The organism is Nocardia sp. Tas62D01, assembly GCF_055232035.1.
Genome location: NZ_JBUYUZ010000001.1, coordinates 2,598,314 through 2,615,860, shown reverse-complemented (window position 1 = coordinate 2,615,860; position 17,547 = coordinate 2,598,314). Strand labels below are relative to the sequence as shown.

The following is a 17,547-nucleotide window of genomic DNA, read 5'->3' as shown; positions in this document are numbered from 1 at the left end:
GGGGAAAGTAGAGGCATGGACCGATCCGAGTTGGCCGATTTCCTGCGTCGCCGCCGCGAGCAACTGACACCGGCGGATGTCGGGCTGCCTCCGGGTGTCCGACGTCGCACTCCCGGCCTACGCCGGGACGAGGTGGCGCTGTTGGCGGGGATGTCCACCGACTACTACACCCGGCTGGAACAGTCCCGCAGCCCGCGGCCGTCCACCCAGGTGCTTGCGTCGCTGGCGCGAGCGCTGCGTTTCAGCAGCGACGAACGCGACCATCTTTACCACCTGTGCGACCACGCGGCGCCGAATCGCGAGCTGACCGACAAGCATGTCGGTCCTGGGATCATGTACGTGCTGGCGAAGCTGGACGACACCGCGGCCACGGTCATCACCGACCTCGGCGAGGCACTGGTGCAGAACCGGATGCACACGCTGCTGGTCGGCGACAATTCGAATCGGCGCGGCTGGGACCGGTACTACGCGTGGCGCTGGTTCCTCGAGCCGCAATCGCGCGCCATCTTCCCAGAGGAGGACTGGGATCGGCTGGGCCGCAAACACGTCGCGGATCTGCGTGCCACCGCTGCGCGGCGCTCCGGCGACGCGGACGTCACCGAATTCGTGAGCAGATTACGTTCCGAGAGTCTGGAATTCGAGCAGCTCTGGAACGAACACGAAGTGGCGGTGCGGATTACCGACACCAAGCGGATCGTGCATCCGCAGGTCGGCCTGATCGACACCGTCTGCGAAACCTTGCTGACGCCGAACGCCGCCCAGCGGTTGCTCGTCTACCTGCCCCGCCCGGGGACCGACGCAGCGGACAAAATGGATCTGTTGCGCGTCATCGGAACCCAGACCCTGACGTCCTCTCACGACGACGCGCACGGCGGCCTCACCCGGTCTTGACGGCGCCGCCGTCAGGGATTGACGTTGAAGTAATCCATGGCGGCCGCAATCGCGGGCTCGCCGCCGCCGACCGAGAGCCCGGCGAAGGTGCCGATGACGCCGCCGACCACGGTGGTGATGGGCACCGTGATGAAGTCGAAGACGAAAAGGCCGAGGGGGAAACCGAGTACGAAGCCGATGGCGGCGCCGATGGCCGCCCCGGTCAGCACCTGCGGCATGGACTTTTCGACCTCGGAGAAGAATCGCACCTGGGTATTGACGTCGCGCAGTGGCTCTTCCGAGGAGCTGATGGGGGTCAGGGACAGACGGGTGCCCGCCTCATCGATGACCGGCGCCAGCTCGATGCGCTGGCCGCCGATCTTCAGCGCCGTCGGCAGCGCGGCGACGACCTGGCCGTTGCGATCGGTCAGCGAGACGACCTTGTTGTCGCGGACCAGATCGAATCGACCATCCTGAATGGTCGTCACCACGGCGTGGCGGTTCTCGGTGGCCGCGACGTGATAGCCGATTTGCTAGAACACCCCGACCAGATCGAGCGGTACATCGGCGGTGGTCTGCAAGGGCGGGTTCGGCGCCGGTTCCGCCTGGGCAACGCTGGCGGTGATCGCGGTGGCTCCGAGGGCCAGCAGTGCCGTCGCGGTAATTCTGGTGATCCTCATCGTGCTCTTCTCAGCGCGCCACCCGGATTTCGATGTCCGGTTGTCCGCCGACGAAGATACCGGCCCGAGCCCGCCTTCATAAGGGGGTTCAGCCCCAATTGATCATCTTCTGACGAAAGTACTCAACCCTTCCGAGATCCATTTCGAGCGGATCTTCGACGCGCCCCGCGAACGCGTATGGGCCGCCTTCAGCCGGATCGAACAGCTGGTCCAGTGGTGGGTCGCGGCAACCAACTCGATGTTGCAGTCCGGATGGAAGAGGGGCTCAACGCGGGCTACCGCGTGTCGGACGCGCTGCTCGCCGAGGGTGCTCGAGCGGCTACCTGTCATCGGCGAATTCCGATGCATCTCAGCGATCTTCGACGCTAGTTATGCGAATGATCCGGCCCTGCCGCATTTCCGAGGCGGGGCCGGATCATCGGATCGCATCGGTGATATCAGGCCGAGGCCGGTCCGACCCGTCGCTTGCGCGGCTTCAGATGTAGCCCCGGCAGCGGTGGCGCCGGGATGCGCTGCTCGGGCGGGTGTCCGGCGATGTCGGCGAAGCGCTCGACATCCCGTTTCTCCCAGTCGTTTCGGGCCGCGACGATCTCCTCATGGCTGCGGCCGACGAAGTTCCACCACATCACCAGGTCTTCGCCGAACGGATCGCCGCCGATCAGTGCGAAGTGGGCGCCGGAGGTGCTGGTGAGGCGCAGCTCGGCACGCTCGTTGCCCAGGTAGAGCAGCGGGCCCGCGGCGACCTCGGCGCCTGCGGCGGTGAGGTCGCCCTCGATCACCATCAGCGCGTGCTCGAAGCCGGGCTCGAGCGGGATGGTGGTATCGGTGCCCGGTTCGACGTGCACGTCGGCGCCGACGAGGGGCGTGTAGGCGATCGCGGGTGAGGTCAGGCCGCCGAGCGAACCGATCAGCACGATGGCCTGGACGCCGGGCGCCTCGTAGACCGGCAGTTCGCGATGCTGTTCGAAATGCGGGTCGATATGGGTTCGGTTGCCGGGCAACGCGATCCACAGCTGCAACCCGTGTCCGGCGGGCGAGCCCTCAACCTTGTATTCGGAATGCGCGATGCCTCGCCCCGATGTCATCAGATTCAGCTGACCCGGCTGGATCTCGGCATCCGAGCCGACCGAATCACGATGCCGGATGCGCCCGTCGAACGGCCAGGTGACCGTTTGCAATCCGATATGCGGGTGCGGATCGATATTCGGCGACGCCCCCGTATCGGTGACCGTCGGCGACCCGAAATGATCGAGGAAACACCATGCTCCGACGGTCGGCAGATCACGTTGCGGCAGTACGCGTTCTACGAAAACGCCACGCACACCGCCCAACGGCACCTCGCGTGCCGGGAAGAACTCGGCCACCGGACCCGGACACGGCCCGGCCTCGCAGAGCGTCTCCGCGGGATGCGGATCGAGATCGCTCACGGCATCGCCGTTCCGGAGATCGCTGTGTCGATGGTTCGCTCGCTCACCCAGTAATACCCTTCCCGACGACGTGCTCGTCGTACTGCGGGTGCTTGTCGAGGTAGGCCTTGATGAACGGGCACAGCGGTCGGATCACCCGGCCGCGCGCGATCACATCCTCGACCGCCTGCTGGGCCAGGATGCTGCCGAGGCCCTTGCCGGAGAAGGCGCCGTCGACCTCGGTGTGGATGAACACCGTCTCGTCGTCGCGCTCCTCGTACTCGCCGAACCCGGCCAGCTCGCCGCCGTAGAACACCTCGTAGCGGTTCTTCTCGTCGTTGCGGACGACCTTGCTCTCCAGAGCCGATTCAGTCATGTTCGTCTTCTCCTTCCGCGCCCGTACCGGGTGCCTGCTCAGGATCGACACGCGGTTGAACGCTCCGATGGTCGTCGCCACCCAGACGACGGTGGAAACCTGATCATCCGACAAATGCTGCCGGGCAAAAGCGTACTCACGATCCAACACCGCCTCGCCGGGCAGTGCGGTGGTGAGTTCGGCGAGCGCCAGCGCCGCGGCTTGCTGTGGCGTGTACAGCTCGGTGCGACGCCAGGCGGGCAGCACCGCGAGTTCGCGCTCGGTGGCGCCGGCCGCGACCGCGGCGCGATGGTGCACATCCAGGCAGAATGCGCAGCCGTTGATCTGGGAAACCCGGAGGTTGATCAGTTCGATGAGCTTGCGGTCCAGGCCCGCCTGCGCGCCCGCGGCGCGGACCGCGCTCGCGACGGTGTTGAGTGCGCGAAACGCTTCGGGTGTTTGCTTGTCGATCCAGACACGGGCGTCTGGGGCTCGAGACTCCATGAGCCCGGATAGTAGAGCAGCACGGCGATCGTTCGGACTGTGGTCCGGATCGCCGTGCTGCCTGGGGTGTTCGCTGTCGCGGGTTCAGGAGATCTCGCTGAACCGCCGAATCTGGGAGGGCTCGGCCAGGATTTCCTGCAGCGCCGCGGCGCCCCGCTTCAGATGCGGGGTCTCGAAATGCTCCGCAAGGGCGGCGGCGTCGACCCACTCCTCGAGCAGCACCATCCGACTCGGATCGGTCGGGTGCAGGTAGAGCTCGTAGCGTAGACAACCTGCTTCGGCGACGGTCGGCGCGACCATGGCCTCCAATGTGTCACGCAGGTCGGCATCCCGCCCCGGCTTCGCGATGAATCGGACATTGAGTGTCAGTGTGGACACAGGTGCCTCCTGATCTGTTGTGCTGGTTGTTATTCCCGGCCTGCGGAGGTGAAAGACATATCCGCGTAGCGGTTTCCGCCGACCTTGCCCGCGATCGGCTCCAGCGCCGCCAGCTCGTCGGCGGTCAGCTTGATGATCACCGCGGCCACATTCTCCGCAAGCCGGGTGCGGCTGCGGGTACCCGGAATGGGCACCACCGACAGGTTGTGTACCAGCGACTGTGCGTGCGTCCAGGCCAGCGCGACCTGGGCGAGCGTGCCACCTCGGGCTTCCGCGATGGTGCGCAGCGGCTCCAGCAGTTCGACGTTCTGGGTCGCGTTGTCACCGGTGAGCCGTGGGAACGACCGCCGGATATCACCTTCCTGAAGAGCCCCGGTCGCGGCGAACGCACCGGTGAGGAAGCCGCGACCCAGGGGTGAGTACGGCACGAAGGTGACACCCAGATCGGCGGCGGCGGGCACGACGGTGCGCTCGACATCGCGGGAGAACAGCGACCATTCGGACTGTACGGCCGCGATCGGGTGCACCGTGTTGGCCGCACGCAGTTCCGCGCCGGTCACCTCCGACAGGCCGATTGCCCGAATCTTGCCCTGCGCAACGAGTTCTGCGAGCACGCCGACGGTTTCCTCGATCGGAACCTCCGGGCTCTTGCGGTGCATGTAGTACAGATCGATGGTGTCGATGCCGAGCCTGCGCAGGCTGGCGTCCACCGCGCCGCGGATGTAGGCGGGGGAGTTGTCGATGCCGCGATAGGTGGGGTCGTCGGCCTTGCGGACGATGCCGAACTTGGTGGCCACTACCACCCGATCCCGATTGGTCTTGACGAAATCGCTGAGGAATTCCTCGTTGTGGCCCGAGCCGTACATGTCGGCGGTATCGAACAACGTGACACCGAGTTCCAACGCCCGATCCAGGGTCGCCCGCGATTCGGTGAGGTCGGTGGTTCCGTAGAACTCGCTCATCCCCATGCAGCCCAGCCCCTGGGTGCCTACCTGAATGCCGCTGACGCCCAGCTCGGTGCTGGGAAGAGTGTCGATGGTGGTCATGCCCTGATTCCTTCGCTGTCGTGCGTGGCCGGTACTGCCGGTCGGATCGCCGAGGTTTTGCCCTCGTAGACATCGATCTTGTAATCCAGCACCGCCACGGTCTGTCGAAGTTCATCGATCTTGGCGAGCACCTCGGCGCGGGTATTGCGGAACATCTCGAGCCGTTCCGGGTAAGTGAATTCCCCGGCCCGCACCAGTTCGGCGTAGCGGACCATGTCCGCTACCGACATGCCGGTGGCTCGTAGCTTGCCGATCAGCGCAAGCCACTCCAGGTCGCGGTCGCTGAAACGCCGATTGCCGGTGTGATCGCGCCCGATGTAATTCATCAGCCCGATCCGCTCGTACCAGCGCAGTGTGTCCCGGCTCAGCCCCGACCGCTCGGCGGCATCACCGATCGAATACCGCGGCTGCTCTCGGTCGCTGACACCACCCTGACGTGCGGTTTCGTTCACTGCACTCGCCCTTCTCGTTGAACACCGACGACGCTACCCACCTGGAGTGCGCTCCAAGCAAGCTCCATTCTGCCGCGGCGAGTGCAGGCTGCGGTTCAGTCGCGCTTGGGCAGTTCCTGGACGGCCCACTTGTTGCCGTCGGGGTCGGCGAAGAAGGTGAACAGTCCCCAGCCCATGTCCTTGACCGGTGTCGCTTCCACGCCCACCGCTACCAGCTGTTTGTAGGCTTCTTCCGCGCTGGCGACGACGACCTGCATGCCCTCGACGCTGCCAGGGGCCGCCTCGGTGATGCCGCGGCCGATACAGATCGAACAGCCGGAACCGGGCGGGGTCAGCTGCACGAAACGGATGTCGGCGGTGGGGCTTTCGTCGAAGTCGGCGTTGAATCCGATCTTCGTATAGAACTCCTTGGCCAGGTCCACATCGGTTACCGGGATCGCTACGAGCTCAATTTTCCAGTCCATCTGCTGAGCATCCCACCGACCCCCGACATGGTGCGGCTTTCCGGCCTACCCTTGGGGCATGCCAGGTAAGGACATCGATCGGGTCAGGGCGCGTTCGGCCTTGGCCACGGTCAAGGAAAGCCCGGTGATCACCGCTATCGCGGTGGCACCGTTCGTCGTGGCGCTCGGGCTCGTGTGGTGGCTGGTCGGCGGGTTCGCCGCGTTCGTGCTGCTGATAGTGCTCGGCGCCATCGTGGTCGTCGGCGGCAAGCTGCTGCACTGATAATCCGGGCGCGCGGGTCAGCGTGGAATGTGGAACCGCACCAGTTCCCCGGTGCCCGGGTCCACGTCCGCCCACGGGCGGTCGAATTCGAGCACCGCGAGTGCCGACGTGGGGAACTTCCGGCTGAGGTCGACCGCGTGCGCCGAATCGCGGTTGCCGGCCAGCTCCCATGCCGTCCACGGCATTCCGGGCGCATGCCCGATCACCAGCAGCGTCGATACGTCCTCGTCGCTGAGTCGAACCAGTTCGATGAGGGTCCGCGGCGACGCCTCGTAGATCCCGGCCTCATAGACGACCGGTGCGTCGATGCCGGTGGCGGCCAGCGTTTCGCGGGTGCGTGTCGCGGTCGAGCACCGCACCGCATCGATCGGCGGCTGCGTGTCACGCAACCACTGTCCGGCCAGGCCGGCCTCGCGCCGACCACGCGGAGCGAGCGGGCGTTCGTGGTCGGCGACACCGTCGGGATACGCCGATTTGCCATGCCGCATGAGGATCAGAGTCCGCACCATGGGGATACCGTAAGGCCTCCAGGCGCGAGGTCTCGACCACACTCGAGGCAGACTGAAAGCGGCGTCACAACGCGCGACGCTCCTGCCCACCTCAACCCACTGGGTGGCTACAGCCCACGCACATTTTCGAGGATCTGCACACTATGGCCTACGTAATCACGCAGCGTTGTTGCAACGACGCCAGCTGCGTCTCCGAGTGCCCGGTCGATTGCATCCGTCCCACCCCGGATCAGCCGGACTTCGCGACGACCGAGATGCTCTACATCGACCCCGACACCTGTATCGATTGCGGTGCCTGTGTCGATGCGTGCCCGGTGGATGCCATCTTCTCCGAGGACGATCTGACCGCGTCGATGGCCAGGTATCGCGACATCAATGCCGCCTACTTCCAACGCCACCCGCTCGAATCGAACTTCGATCCGATCGTGACGCCCGCGCGGCCGCCGAAGGAGCTGGGCGTGCTGCGCGTCGCGATCGTCGGCGCCGGGCCGGCGGCCTGCTACGCGGCCGACGAACTGCTGCGTCGCGCCGACGTGGAGGTCGAGATGTTCGACCGGCTGCCGACGCCGTGGGGCCTGGTGCGTGCGGGTGTGGCCCCCGACCATCCGGTCACCAAGACCGTCTCGAGCCTGTTCGAGTCCGCGTTCCGGCGCGAGGCGCTGCAGTACTACCTCAATGTGGAGGTCGGCACCCACATCAGCCACGACGAACTGCTGGCCCACCACCACGCCGTGGTGTACGCCGTCGGCGCCGCCACCGATCGCCGCATGGGCGTCCCCGGTGAGGATCTGCCGGGCAGCCATTCCGCGACCGAGTTCGTCGCCTGGTATAACGGCCATCCCGACTACGCGGACCGGCAGTTCGACCTGTCCGGCGAGCGTGCGGTGATCGTCGGCAACGGCAATGTCGCACTCGACGTCGCGCGGGTGCTGACCGTCGACCCGGACGAGCTGGCCAAGACCGATATCGCCGACTACGCCCTGGACGCGTTGCGCAACAGCAACATTCGCGAAGTGGTTGTGCTCGGTAGGCGCGGACCGCTGCAGGCGGCCTACACCTCCTCGGAGTTCCTGGCGCTGGCCCACCTGAAGGGCATCGACGTCATCGTCGACGAGGCCGATCTGGCGCTCGATCCGGGCAGCCAGGCGCTGCTGGACGATCCGGACGTCGAGCCGTCGCTGCAGCTCAAGTACGCCCTCGCCAAAGAGTACGCCGCGGGTCGGCGCGATCCGGCGAACAAGCGGATCATCTTCCGCTACCTGGCCTCGCCGACCGCGCTCACCGGCGCCGATCACGTCGAGTCGGTCGAATTCGTGCACAACGAATTGGTGAGTGAGGGTGGCCAATCGGTGGCGCGGGCGACCGACCGCACCGACAGCGTGGACGCCTCGCTGGTGCTGCGTTCCATCGGCTACCGCGGCCAGCCGGTCGGCGATCTGCCGTTCGACCAGCGCCGCGGCGTGGTGCCCAACGAGCACGGCCGGGTGCTCGGCCCCGACGGCATTCCGGTCCCCGGCGTGTACGTCAGCGGCTGGATCAAACGCGGTCCGCGCGGCGTCATCGGCTCCAACCGCATCGACTCCGAGGAAACCGTGGAGCAGTTGATCGCCGACTTCACCACGGGCAAACTCGCTGTGCCGCAGGCCGATCGGGCCGCGCTCAAGGCGCTGCTCGGCGAGCGGCAGGCCGATCTGGTCGACCGGGAAGGCTGGAAGGCGATCGATCAGGCGGAGAAGGCCGCGGGCAAGAGCGCGGGCCGTCCCCGGGTCAAGTTCACCACCCGCGTTGATCTCCTGAAGGCCGCGCGCGGCTGAGCTCCTCCGAACACACGACCGGCTCCGTTCTGCTGAGAACGGGGCCGGGTTTGTTATCGGTGCATGTCAGACAGGTAGTGGCATGATGCGGACGACAGTGGTGGTCGTCCCGCCGACCACGAACCAGAGTCGCAGCACCGGCCTGCCGGACCGGTCACCCGGCTCATAGCGGCTGCGCACCGTCACGTGCTGGCGCGCGAGCACCGGCGCCACATACTCGATCACCGCGCGGTGCGGGGCCGCGAGCAGCTTGGGATATTCGGCGAGAAACTGCTCCACCGCCTGCCAGTAGCAGGCATTGTTGACGTGGTTGTATTGGTCGATATCGGTGGCCCGGACCGGAAACGGCATGTCGGTATCGGACTCGGGCGGCGTGGTGTCGGTGAGATAAGGTCGCCAGCGCAACCGGTGCTCGGCGGTGGTCTGCGCCAGATAGGCCAGACCCTCGTCGCTGATCCGCGCGGGCATGTTGTTCGACTCGCTGATATTGATCCAGAAGCCCTCGGTATCGATCAACCCGCCGTTGTGGCTGGTGATCCGCACTCGCATGTTCGCCCACCTGGTCGACATGCTCGAACACCACCGCAGCAACTGCACCCGATCGGGCCACTGAATCGGCCGGATCACGTCGATGACGGTGCGCCGGACGATCCAGTTCGGATCGGTCCGGTTGAGAAACGTCTGCTCCAGTTGCTCACCGGCTATATCCTGCAGATAACGGGCGACGGCATCGAACCGCAAGCGGTTGTACGGATCTACATCGCCAGCCCGGATGGGCCACGCCGAAGCAAAACCCATGCCCTCCTGGGGAAGCGGGGCGAGTGGCTGATCGACTGACACTGGTGCTCCTCGCGCTGCACGTTGTGCCGCGTTCTCGTGCGGTGCTTATTCTGAGATGACTTTACGGGGCGTACGTCACAGCCCTCGCGTCGAGCCGTCTCTACTCCGCGATATGTAGTCCCAGCAGAAGAACGAGCCCTGGCCGCAGCCGGAATCCACCGTCTATCCGACCTAACCGCATGGATCGAACGTGATCTTGCCGCCCTGCACGGCGTAGGCCCGACCGCCATCACCAAGCTGCGCGGCGCTCGCGGAACGGGACCTGACCTTCGCCTGAGGCTGTCGGGCGTCCCCGATTCGCCCAGGACGCGTGCGAGCCAACCCGGTACTATCCCCCAACAAGTACTGAGGGCAGGGTACTGGTGAAGCCGGTCGGGCCGCATGATCCACGGATGGCCGGACGCCATAGTCTTATCGCGGTGATCGGCCTTATCGCGATGATCGGCCAAGGCGCGATGGGGCGGGTACTGCAACGAGCGGCGGCTAGTACGCTCTGCTCGCCAACAGCCAGGCGCAACCCGATGTCAGGTCAGTAGCCCTGATACGCGCCGCCCGACCGCATCGAGACCAAACCCGGAACATTGTGCACGGACCCGTAGCGGTCGGTCGCATACCGCACACCGGCGACGATGTTGTCCACGGGATTCCAGATATCGTCGTGGCCGGGCGCTTTGTGCGCATTGAAGGTGGAGTCTATGGTCTGCATCAAGCCCTTCGACGGTGTGCCTGCCGCGGCATTGGAGTCCCAGCCGTTGAATGCCTGTGGGTTGTCGCCGGACTCGTGCTCGATGATCTCCGAGATGTCGGCGACAAGGTTGGGATCGCTGGTGTCGTAGCCCATGTCCTTCAGCACTTTCAGCGCCTCTTGGATCCACTTCGCTTTGTCGCCGGTCGGCGGGGGCCCAACTGGACCTCCTGAGGTGGGGCTGCCTGAATACGGCGTTCCGGACGCGGAATTGCTGCCGTTGTGATTCCCGCCCATCGCATGGTTGGGCTTGCTTGGTGTGGAAGGCGACGGGTTGCTGACGGCGGCGGGGGAAGTGGAGGTGGGGACCGGGGCGGTGCCGGATTTCGAATCGCCGAGCCTGTCGTATGCGGCTTGGAGGTTGCCGACGGCCTGGGTGACTTGCGTTTTCGTCTGTTCCGCAACACCTTCCGCCTGTGCAAGTGCGTTGGTGATCTGCACCTGCCAATCTGCCGCGTCCCGCTGAATTCGCAGGCTTTCGTCTACGCGTTGCTGACCGTTCATCAGGGCGCAGGCCTTGGCGATCCGGTCGTCGGCGGTGACGGTTCCGTTGGCCTCGACCTTGAAGCCCGGCAAGGCTTCCGCTCCGTTTGGTGTGCCACTCGGATTGGCGGCCAAGTCGCGCAGTTGCAGCACCTTGGTCTTCGCGTTCTTCAAGTTCTCCACCTGTGAGGTGAAGGCAGTCTTCAATTCGAGCAGTCTTTGGCTCACGTCGGACGCCCGCGACTTCTCGGTGTCCATCCGGGTGTTTGCCGCGTCGGCGGCAACCCCGGTCCACCCCAGTGCGCGAGTTCGGTCGGATCCATCGCGGACCACGCCGTCGAGGTTGGTCGAGATCATGCCCGCACGATCACCCGCGGTGGTCAGATGGTCCGGCTCCCACTTCTCTACGTCGGCAATGGTGAGAGTCATTGGACCTGCAGTCCGATCGTGCGGAGCTTCGCTGCGAAGTCGTCCTCGGCCAGTTCGTATGCCCCCGCCGCGTTGTGCATATTGTCCGCGACCGTGGTGAGTCGGTCGCTGATCCGTTGCAGGCAGTGGTTGACCACGTCCGTCGTCTGTTGGACGGTGCCGCCGAAGTCGGTGCCCGGCAGTGCGTTGCTCGCGACGCCGAAGCCTTCACCATCGTTGAGCTTGTGGATATTGCCCGCTTCGGTGCCGAGGTTCGTCGCGAACGATTTCAACGTTTCCGGATTGACCTGCATGTTAGGAAATCCCCCTTCCCGCCCGACCTTAAGTCGCGGCCAGCATAGCAAAACCGGACCCTCTGGAAGAGACCCTTCGGGCCCGGTTAGGTTGGTCACAGCGTCGTCGGCGGGTCCCGCGTCGGCGAGTGGACAGAGAGGTCGGCATATGCGCGCAGCCCAGGTCAGCAAGCTGGAGGGACCGGAAGCGGTCGAGGTCGTCGAGATTCCGGAGCCCGCGGGGTATCCGGGAGGAGTGGTCATCGACGTGCACGCGGCCGGGGTGGCCTTTCCCGATGTGCTGATGACGCGCGGGCTGTATCAGATGAAGCCGGAGTTGCCGTTCGTCGTCGGTGGCGAGGTGGCGGGCATCGTGCGCGAGGCGCCGGAGGGTGCGCGCGTCAAGCCGGGTGACCGGGTGGTCGCGTTGACGATGCTCGGCAATGCCATGGCGGAGGTGGCGGTCGCGCCCGCGCAGATGGTGTTCCGGTTGCCGGACAACGTCTCGCTGGAGGCCGGGGCCGGCATTCTGTTCAACGATCTGACCGTGCACTTCTGCCTGCGCAAGCGCGGCAGGCTGGCCGAGGGCGAGACCGTGCTTGTGCACGGCGCCGCGGGCGGTGTCGGCACCTCGACGCTGCGGATGGCGGTCGCACTCGGCGCGGGCCGGGTCATCGCGGTGGTCAGTACCGAGGCGAAGGCGGAGGTGGCCCGGGCCAACGGCGCCACCGATGTGGTGCTCACCGACGGCTGGCTCGCGGCGGTGAAGGAACTGACCGGCGGTCGCGGTGTCGACATCGTGCTCGACCCGGTGGGTGGTGATCGTTTCACCGACAGCATTCGCTCGCTGGCCTCGGCCGGTCGGCTGCTGGTGGTCGGCTTCACGGCGGGGGAGATCCCCATGGTGAAGGTGAACAGGCTGCTGCTCAACAACGTCGAGGTGACCGGCGCGGCCTGGGGCGAGTGGGTCATGACCCACCCCGGCTACCTCACCGAACAGTGGGAAGAGGTCGCGCCGCTGCTCGCCTCCGGCAAGATCGCGCCGCCGGAGCCGGTGCTGTATCCGCTGGAGCGGGCCGCCGAAGCCGTTGCCTCGCTGGACAACCGCACGGCCACCGGCAAAGTCGTCGTCACGCTGCGCTGACCGAACCGCCGTACGGTGACCGAATCATGAAGCTGTCCAACCGGGTACTGAACCGGATCCTGCTCGCCCGCCAGCATCTGCTGGAGCGTTCGTCGCTGACCGTGCCCGAGATGTGTGATCATCTCCTCGGCCCGCAGGTGCAGGATTCGACGCCGCCGTTCGTCGGATTGTGGAGCCGCATCGCGGATTTCGACCCGAAGACGGTGTCGGCGGGCCTGGAGGATCGTTTGCTGGTTCGCATCACTGTGATGCGGGCCACGATTCATCTGGTCACGCCTCCGGATGTGCTGCGTATCCCACCGCATGTGCAGCCGGAGCTCGAAAAGATCCCATTCCGTATGGGTTTCAATTACGGCGCGATGATCGGGCTGGATCCGGAACAAGTTCGCAAGCGCGGCGAGGCGGTGCTCGGTGGCGCGCCTTCGGTCCGGCCACCACCATGGACATGCAGACCTGGTCGAAGCTGACCGGCATGAAGGAGGCGGTCGAGCAGTTCGGCGACCGGTTGCGCACCTACACCGACGAGCGCGGCCGTGTCCTCTACGACGCCGCCGACGGCGAACTGGCCGACCCCGAAATGCCCGCGCCGGTCCGGCTGCTCGGCTGGTACTCGGCTGGTACGACAATGCCGTGCTGTCCCACGGCGTGGGCGACCGCAGCACACAGCGAGCACGAGCATAGACGGTGTCTCGCCGCCCGGCTCAGCGCTCGTGCGCGTCGTGATACGCGCCCGCGTCGCGATACGCGGGCGCCTTGGTGGAACCGGTGGGCGTCAGGGTGCGCAGTAGCGGCAGCGTGCGCCGCGGCACCACCGTCGACAACACGATGACACTGTGCGAGCGCACCACCGAAGTGGTCCGGTCGATGCTCAGCAATACCGACTGCAGCCCGGCATGCGAATCGGCGCCGAGTCGGCACAGCACATCGCCGGAGCCGGTAGTCGCATACGCCTCCAGCACACCGGGAATCGCGTCGAGTTCCGCGGCCACCGTGTCGAGCGCACCCTGCGCGATCTCCAGCGTGACGAAGGCCTGCACCTCGAAACCCGCTGCGGTGACATCGATCTGCGGGTCATAGGAGGCGATGACCCCGGATTCCTCCATCCGCCCGATCCGCGATTGCACAGTGGCCCTCGCGACCCGGGTTCGGCGCGACAGTTCGAGGATGCCCGCCTTCTGATAGTCGTGCATCGCGGTGAGGATGGCGAGATCGAGTTCGTCGAGTTTCGCCTGCGTATTCGGCATGACGGTCTCCGTTCGGGCGCGGGCTCTGCGTCGATAATGCTATTCAAATTGTCCAGCATCCTAGGGGACTTGCTAGCCGAATCCGCCAGAGTGTCTATTGAAATCCATCGCTATTGCCTACTGGCGAGGGTGGCGATTTCCTTGGACCATGACCATCGAGCACATGCCGAATCACCGGCCGACGGCACTACCCACCGACGGCGAGCTGCGCAGGCTCGTCGGATTGGTGGAACATGACAACAGCGTCGATCCGTTCCCCGTCATCGGCTGGGACGCCCTGGTCTGGGTGGTCGGCAATGCGACACAGACCGCGCACTTCCTGGAGTCGGCCTTCGGCATGCGGCTGGAGGCATACGCGGGCCCCGAAACCGGCAATCGCGACCACAAGGCGTTCGTGCTGCGCAGCGGTGCGGCCCGGTTCGTGATCACCGGCGCCGTCGATCCGGACAGCCCGCTCGTCGCCCACCACGACCGGCACGGCGACGGCATCGTCGATATCGCGCTCGAGGTGCCGGACGTGGACCGCTGTGTCGAATGGGCACGCACCCATGGCGCGACGATCCTGGTCGAACCGCACGACGACACAGACGAATTCGGCACGGTCCGCTCCGCCGCGCTGGCCACCTACGGGGAGACCAGGCACACGCTGGTCGACCGTTCCAAGTACTACGGGCCGTATCTCCCCGGCTACATCACCCGCCGCTCCAACTTTCAGCCGAGGCCGGGGACGCCGGTTCGGCTGTTCCAGGCGATCGACCACGTCGTCGGCAATGTCGAGCTCGGCATGATGGACCGCTGGGTCGAGTTCTACCGACGCGTCATGGGTTTCACGAACATGGCCGAGTTCGTCGGCGACGATATCGCCACCGACTATTCGGCGTTGATGAGCAAGGTTGTCGCCAGCGGCAACCACCGAGTGAAGTTCCCGCTCAACGAGCCCGCGGCGGGCAAGAAGCGTTCGCAGATCGACGAATACCTCGAGTTCTACCGTGGCCCCGGCGTTCAGCACATCGCGCTGGCCACCAGCGACATCCTCAGCTGTGTGGACACGCTGCGCCGCGAGGGCGTCGAATTCCTGGAGACCCCGGATGCCTACTACTCCGATCCCGAACTGCGCGCCCGCATCGGCCACGTCCGCGTGCCGGTCGAGCAGCTGCAGCGCCGCGGCATCCTGGTCGACCGCGACGAAGACGGCTACCTGCTGCAGATCTTCTGCAAACCGCTCACCGATCGCCCGACCGTGTTCTTCGAATTGATCGAGCGGCACGGCTCACTGGGCTTCGGCAAGGGCAACTTCAAAGCGCTGTTCCAGGCGATCGAACGCGAGCAGGACGCCCGCGGCAATCTCTGACCGATTGGCCTGCGCGAACCGCGACGCTGGAGGCGGCGCAATCAGACGCAGTAGAGTTCACGGCATGCGGATCCCGACGGCCATCGTCTCCGGTATGGCCCTGGCATTGGTGTTGTCGGCCTGTGGTTCGAACGGCAACTCCGATTCCACCGACGCCCCGCTGCGCCCGCCGCCGAAGGTAGCCACGCTCGGTCCGTTCGTCGGGGAGTGCGGCCATGTCACCGACAACGAGGTGCACGACCTGGCCGGGCTCACCACGATCGCACAGGTGTTCAAGAATTCGGTCGGCTGCAACTGGCAGTCGGCCGGACTCGCTTCGCCGAGTGTCACTTTCGCCTCCTACCGCGGCAGCCCGATCGACCGCGAGAAGGCATGGGTGTCCAGCGTCGGCCGCAATCCGGACACCATCGATGTCGGCGGCCGCAAGGGTTTCCAGGCGCTGGATCCCAGCGGCTCGGTCTGCGACCTCGCGGTCCAGCTCAACGACGACTTCTTCGAATGGTCCATGTCCTACGGCCTGTTCGGGGCGACCGGCAATCCGTGCGACAAGACACGCAAACTGGCCGAGCTGACCGTGCAGAGGTTGCAGTGAGGCGGGCCGCGGTGAGGGGATGGAGCATGAGTCCACGTCCGGTCCTGCGGGTGACCGCCATCGCGGCCACCGCGCTCGCGGTTGCGGTCGCGGCGGGCTGCGGGAAGACGGTGTCCGGTTCGGCGCAGCCCGCGGGCGGCAGCACCTCGATCAATACGAATTTCGACAAACTGCTGCGCGAGTGTGACGTGGTCGCGGTCGATCAGATCGGTGCGGCGGTGGGTAATGCCACCGATGTGGAGGGGTCCTTCAATGGCGCGGTGTGCATGTGGAACGTCATCGACGCACCGGGCGGGCTCGCCATGGTGACCCTCAACTGGTACGAGCTCGGCTCGCTGAACAACGAAAAGACCAACAACGATAAACTCGGCTACACGACGAACAACATCACCGTGCAGGGACAGCGGGGGTTGCAGACTCGGCGCCCCAACGATCCGGATTCCTGCGGTGTCAGCGCCAGTGCGGCCGATACCGGCATCGTCGGTTGGTGGATCAACTACCGACCTGGCTCCGGGCACCCCGATCCCTGCGCGGGAGCGCAGAAGCTGGTCGAGTTGACCTTGAATCTCGCCAGGTAGTAGTGGCGGTAACCACCCCGCTTTGACCCTGTGTCGCGACCGCGGGTATCGTGGATCGCTGTGCCCGGAAGCATGCGGGCAAGTTCGTGCGTGGACGTAAGCCAGCGAAAGCGGCTGACCTTCCCGGCGTGCCCGGAAAACCGGTTCTGCTTCGCGCGCGACACGCCCGACCTCGGGACGCGGGAAACGCGGCTGGGTGTGCGGGTGAAAGCTCGATGACCAAGACATGAAGTTCCAGACACCGCGTTAACTAATTAAGGAAAGCCGGTCTATGCCAACCATCAACCAGCTGGTCCGCAAGGGTCGTCGCGACAAGGTCTCCAAGACCAAGACCGCGGCCCTCAAGGGGAGCCCGCAGCGCCGTGGCGTGTGCACTCGCGTGTACACCACGACCCCGAAGAAGCCGAACTCCGCGCTGCGTAAGGTCGCGCGTGTTCGCCTGACCAGCGCGGTCGAGGTCACGGCCTACATCCCGGGCGAGGGCCACAACCTGCAGGAGCACTCGATGGTGCTCGTGCGTGGCGGTCGTGTGAAGGACCTCCCGGGTGTCCGCTACAAGATCATCCGTGGCTCGCTCGACACCCAGGGTGTGAAGAACCGCAAGCAGGCCCGCAGCCGTTACGGCGCCAAGAAGGAGAAGAGCTGATATGCCACGCAAGGGCCCCGCACCCAAGCGTCCGCTGATCAACGACCCGGTCTACGGGTCGCCGCTGGTCACTCAGCTGGTCAACAAGATCCTGCTGGACGGCAAGAAGTCCACCGCCGAGCGCATCGTCTACGGCGCGCTGGAGCAGGCGCGCGAGAAGACCGGCACCGATCCGGTCGTCACCCTCAAGCGCGCGCTGGACAACGTCAAGCCTGCACTCGAGGTGAAGCCCCGCCGCGTCGGTGGCGCCACCTACCAGGTGCCGGTCGAGGTTCGTCCGGGCCGCTCCAACACCCTGGCGCTGCGCTGGCTGGTCAACTACTCGCGGGCTCGCCGTGAGAAGACCATGGTCGAGCGTCTGGCCAACGAGCTCCTCGATGCCAGCAACGGCCTCGGCGCTTCGGTGAAGCGTCGCGAGGACACCCACAAGATGGCCGAGTCCAACCGGGCCTTCGCACACTACCGCTGGTGACGTCTGCCCGG

Annotated in this window: 23 protein-coding genes and 2 pseudogenes; 11 read left to right on the top strand and 14 right to left on the bottom strand. The window is 65.8% G+C overall.

Annotated elements, in window-relative coordinates; genetic code table 11:
* Nucleotides 1-15: 15 nt before the first annotated feature.
* The gene (locus ACV7NQ_RS12770; protein WP_463359831.1) at nt 16-891 is read left to right on the top strand and encodes a helix-turn-helix transcriptional regulator; all 876 of its coding nucleotides are present in this window, start codon (nt 16-18) and stop codon (nt 889-891) included.
* 11 nt (nt 892-902) lie between these two features.
* Here the strand turns inward: ACV7NQ_RS12770 and ACV7NQ_RS12765 are convergent, their stop codons facing one another.
* The 9 genes and pseudogenes from ACV7NQ_RS12765 to ACV7NQ_RS12725 form a co-directional block, all read right to left on the bottom strand.
* Nucleotides 903-1,361, bottom strand: coding sequence for a hypothetical protein (locus ACV7NQ_RS12765; protein ID WP_463359830.1), 459 nt, complete (start codon nt 1,359-1,361; stop codon nt 903-905).
* Between the two features lie 42 nt (nt 1,362-1,403).
* Nucleotides 1,404-1,550 (bottom strand): hypothetical protein, encoded by a 147-nt coding sequence (locus tag ACV7NQ_RS12760; protein ID WP_463359829.1) that lies wholly within the window; start codon nt 1,548-1,550, stop codon nt 1,404-1,406.
* A gap of 437 nt (nt 1,551-1,987) precedes the next feature.
* Nucleotides 1,988-2,977: a pirin family protein gene (locus ACV7NQ_RS12755; RefSeq protein WP_463359828.1), complete on the bottom strand. Its 990-nt coding sequence runs from the start codon at nt 2,975-2,977 to the stop codon at nt 1,988-1,990.
* 43 nt (nt 2,978-3,020) lie between these two features.
* Entirely contained in the window at nt 3,021-3,332 is a 312-nt protein-coding gene (locus ACV7NQ_RS12750; RefSeq protein ID WP_463365645.1) for a GNAT family N-acetyltransferase, read from the bottom strand.
* Between the two features lie 12 nt (nt 3,333-3,344).
* Nucleotides 3,345-3,815: pseudogene (locus tag ACV7NQ_RS12745) on the bottom strand (carboxymuconolactone decarboxylase family protein); the annotation flags it as partial.
* An 84-nt stretch (nt 3,816-3,899) separates the two neighbouring features.
* Nucleotides 3,900-4,193, bottom strand: coding sequence for a putative quinol monooxygenase (locus ACV7NQ_RS12740; RefSeq protein ID WP_463359827.1), 294 nt, complete (start codon nt 4,191-4,193; stop codon nt 3,900-3,902).
* A 29-nt stretch (nt 4,194-4,222) separates the two neighbouring features.
* A complete protein-coding gene (locus ACV7NQ_RS12735) occupies nt 4,223-5,239 on the bottom strand; it encodes an aldo/keto reductase (protein WP_463359826.1) in 1,017 nt (338 codons plus the stop codon).
* Nucleotides 5,236-5,691 (bottom strand): MerR family transcriptional regulator, encoded by a 456-nt coding sequence (locus ACV7NQ_RS12730; protein ID WP_463359825.1) that lies wholly within the window; start codon nt 5,689-5,691, stop codon nt 5,236-5,238. The genes ACV7NQ_RS12735 and ACV7NQ_RS12730 overlap by 4 nt, the downstream gene beginning before the upstream one ends.
* 95 nt (nt 5,692-5,786) lie before the next feature.
* A complete protein-coding gene (locus ACV7NQ_RS12725; RefSeq protein WP_463359824.1) occupies nt 5,787-6,155 on the bottom strand; it encodes a VOC family protein in 369 nt (122 codons plus the stop codon).
* Nucleotides 6,156-6,213: 58 nt separating this feature from the next.
* On the opposite strand from ACV7NQ_RS12725, the gene ACV7NQ_RS12720 reads away from it, so the two are divergent.
* Nucleotides 6,214-6,417: a hypothetical protein gene (locus ACV7NQ_RS12720; RefSeq protein ID WP_463359823.1), complete on the top strand. Its 204-nt coding sequence runs from the start codon at nt 6,214-6,216 to the stop codon at nt 6,415-6,417.
* A 17-nt stretch (nt 6,418-6,434) separates the two neighbouring features.
* Here ACV7NQ_RS12720 and ACV7NQ_RS12715 read toward each other — a convergent pair whose 3' ends face one another.
* On the bottom strand, nt 6,435-6,926 hold the full coding sequence (locus tag ACV7NQ_RS12715) for a SixA phosphatase family protein (protein WP_463359822.1): 492 nt from the start codon (nt 6,924-6,926) through the stop codon (nt 6,435-6,437).
* A gap of 143 nt (nt 6,927-7,069) precedes the next feature.
* Here ACV7NQ_RS12715 and ACV7NQ_RS12710 point away from each other — a divergent pair, with 143 nt between their 5' ends.
* Nucleotides 7,070-8,740, top strand: coding sequence for an FAD-dependent oxidoreductase (locus ACV7NQ_RS12710; RefSeq protein ID WP_463359821.1), 1,671 nt, complete (start codon nt 7,070-7,072; stop codon nt 8,738-8,740).
* Nucleotides 8,741-8,806: 66 nt separating this feature from the next.
* Here the strand turns inward: ACV7NQ_RS12710 and ACV7NQ_RS12705 are convergent, their stop codons facing one another.
* The 3 genes from ACV7NQ_RS12705 to ACV7NQ_RS12695 form a co-directional block, all read right to left on the bottom strand.
* Nucleotides 8,807-9,580: an acyl-[acyl-carrier-protein] thioesterase gene (locus tag ACV7NQ_RS12705; RefSeq protein WP_463359820.1), complete on the bottom strand. Its 774-nt coding sequence runs from the start codon at nt 9,578-9,580 to the stop codon at nt 8,807-8,809.
* 529 nt (nt 9,581-10,109) lie between these two features.
* Nucleotides 10,110-11,237, bottom strand: coding sequence for a transglycosylase SLT domain-containing protein (locus ACV7NQ_RS12700; protein ID WP_463359819.1), 1,128 nt, complete (start codon nt 11,235-11,237; stop codon nt 10,110-10,112).
* On the bottom strand, nt 11,234-11,530 hold the full coding sequence (locus tag ACV7NQ_RS12695) for a type VII secretion target (protein ID WP_463359818.1): 297 nt from the start codon (nt 11,528-11,530) through the stop codon (nt 11,234-11,236). The genes ACV7NQ_RS12700 and ACV7NQ_RS12695 overlap by 4 nt, the downstream gene beginning before the upstream one ends.
* 148 nt (nt 11,531-11,678) lie before the next feature.
* Between ACV7NQ_RS12695 and ACV7NQ_RS12690 the strand changes: the two genes are divergently transcribed.
* From ACV7NQ_RS12690 to ACV7NQ_RS12680, 3 genes and pseudogenes are all read left to right on the top strand, one after another.
* On the top strand, nt 11,679-12,653 hold the full coding sequence (locus ACV7NQ_RS12690) for an NADPH:quinone oxidoreductase family protein (protein WP_463359817.1): 975 nt from the start codon (nt 11,679-11,681) through the stop codon (nt 12,651-12,653).
* A 26-nt stretch (nt 12,654-12,679) separates the two neighbouring features.
* Entirely contained in the window at nt 12,680-13,120 is a 441-nt protein-coding gene (locus ACV7NQ_RS12685) for a DNA glycosylase AlkZ-like family protein (protein ID WP_463359816.1), read from the top strand.
* Nucleotides 13,093-13,197: pseudogene (locus ACV7NQ_RS12680) on the top strand (hypothetical protein); the annotation flags it as partial. The gene ACV7NQ_RS12685 and the pseudogene ACV7NQ_RS12680, both read left to right, overlap by 28 nt.
* 157 nt (nt 13,198-13,354) lie before the next feature.
* On the opposite strand, the gene ACV7NQ_RS12675 reads toward ACV7NQ_RS12680, so the two are convergent.
* On the bottom strand, nt 13,355-13,897 hold the full coding sequence (locus ACV7NQ_RS12675; RefSeq protein WP_463359815.1) for an Lrp/AsnC family transcriptional regulator: 543 nt from the start codon (nt 13,895-13,897) through the stop codon (nt 13,355-13,357).
* 148 nt (nt 13,898-14,045) lie between these two features.
* On the opposite strand from ACV7NQ_RS12675, the gene hppD reads away from it, so the two are divergent.
* The 5 genes from hppD to rpsG all read left to right on the top strand — a co-directional run bounded on the left by hppD (nt 14,046) and on the right by rpsG (nt 17,536).
* Complete coding sequence (gene hppD, locus ACV7NQ_RS12670) at nt 14,046-15,248, top strand: 4-hydroxyphenylpyruvate dioxygenase (protein ID WP_463359814.1); 1,203 nt, start codon at nt 14,046-14,048, stop codon at nt 15,246-15,248.
* A 64-nt stretch (nt 15,249-15,312) separates the two neighbouring features.
* Complete coding sequence (locus ACV7NQ_RS12665; RefSeq protein ID WP_463359813.1) at nt 15,313-15,840, top strand: DUF3558 domain-containing protein; 528 nt, start codon at nt 15,313-15,315, stop codon at nt 15,838-15,840.
* 26 nt (nt 15,841-15,866) lie between these two features.
* On the top strand, nt 15,867-16,418 hold the full coding sequence (locus tag ACV7NQ_RS12660; RefSeq protein ID WP_463359812.1) for a DUF3558 domain-containing protein: 552 nt from the start codon (nt 15,867-15,869) through the stop codon (nt 16,416-16,418).
* A gap of 271 nt (nt 16,419-16,689) precedes the next feature.
* Nucleotides 16,690-17,064, top strand: a complete 375-nt coding sequence (rpsL, locus tag ACV7NQ_RS12655) for a 30S ribosomal protein S12 (protein ID WP_019049359.1) — start codon at nt 16,690-16,692, stop codon at nt 17,062-17,064.
* A 1-nt stretch (nt 17,065) separates the two neighbouring features.
* Complete coding sequence (gene rpsG, locus ACV7NQ_RS12650) at nt 17,066-17,536, top strand: 30S ribosomal protein S7 (RefSeq protein WP_040739280.1); 471 nt, start codon at nt 17,066-17,068, stop codon at nt 17,534-17,536.
* Nucleotides 17,537-17,547 lie beyond the last annotated feature (11 nt).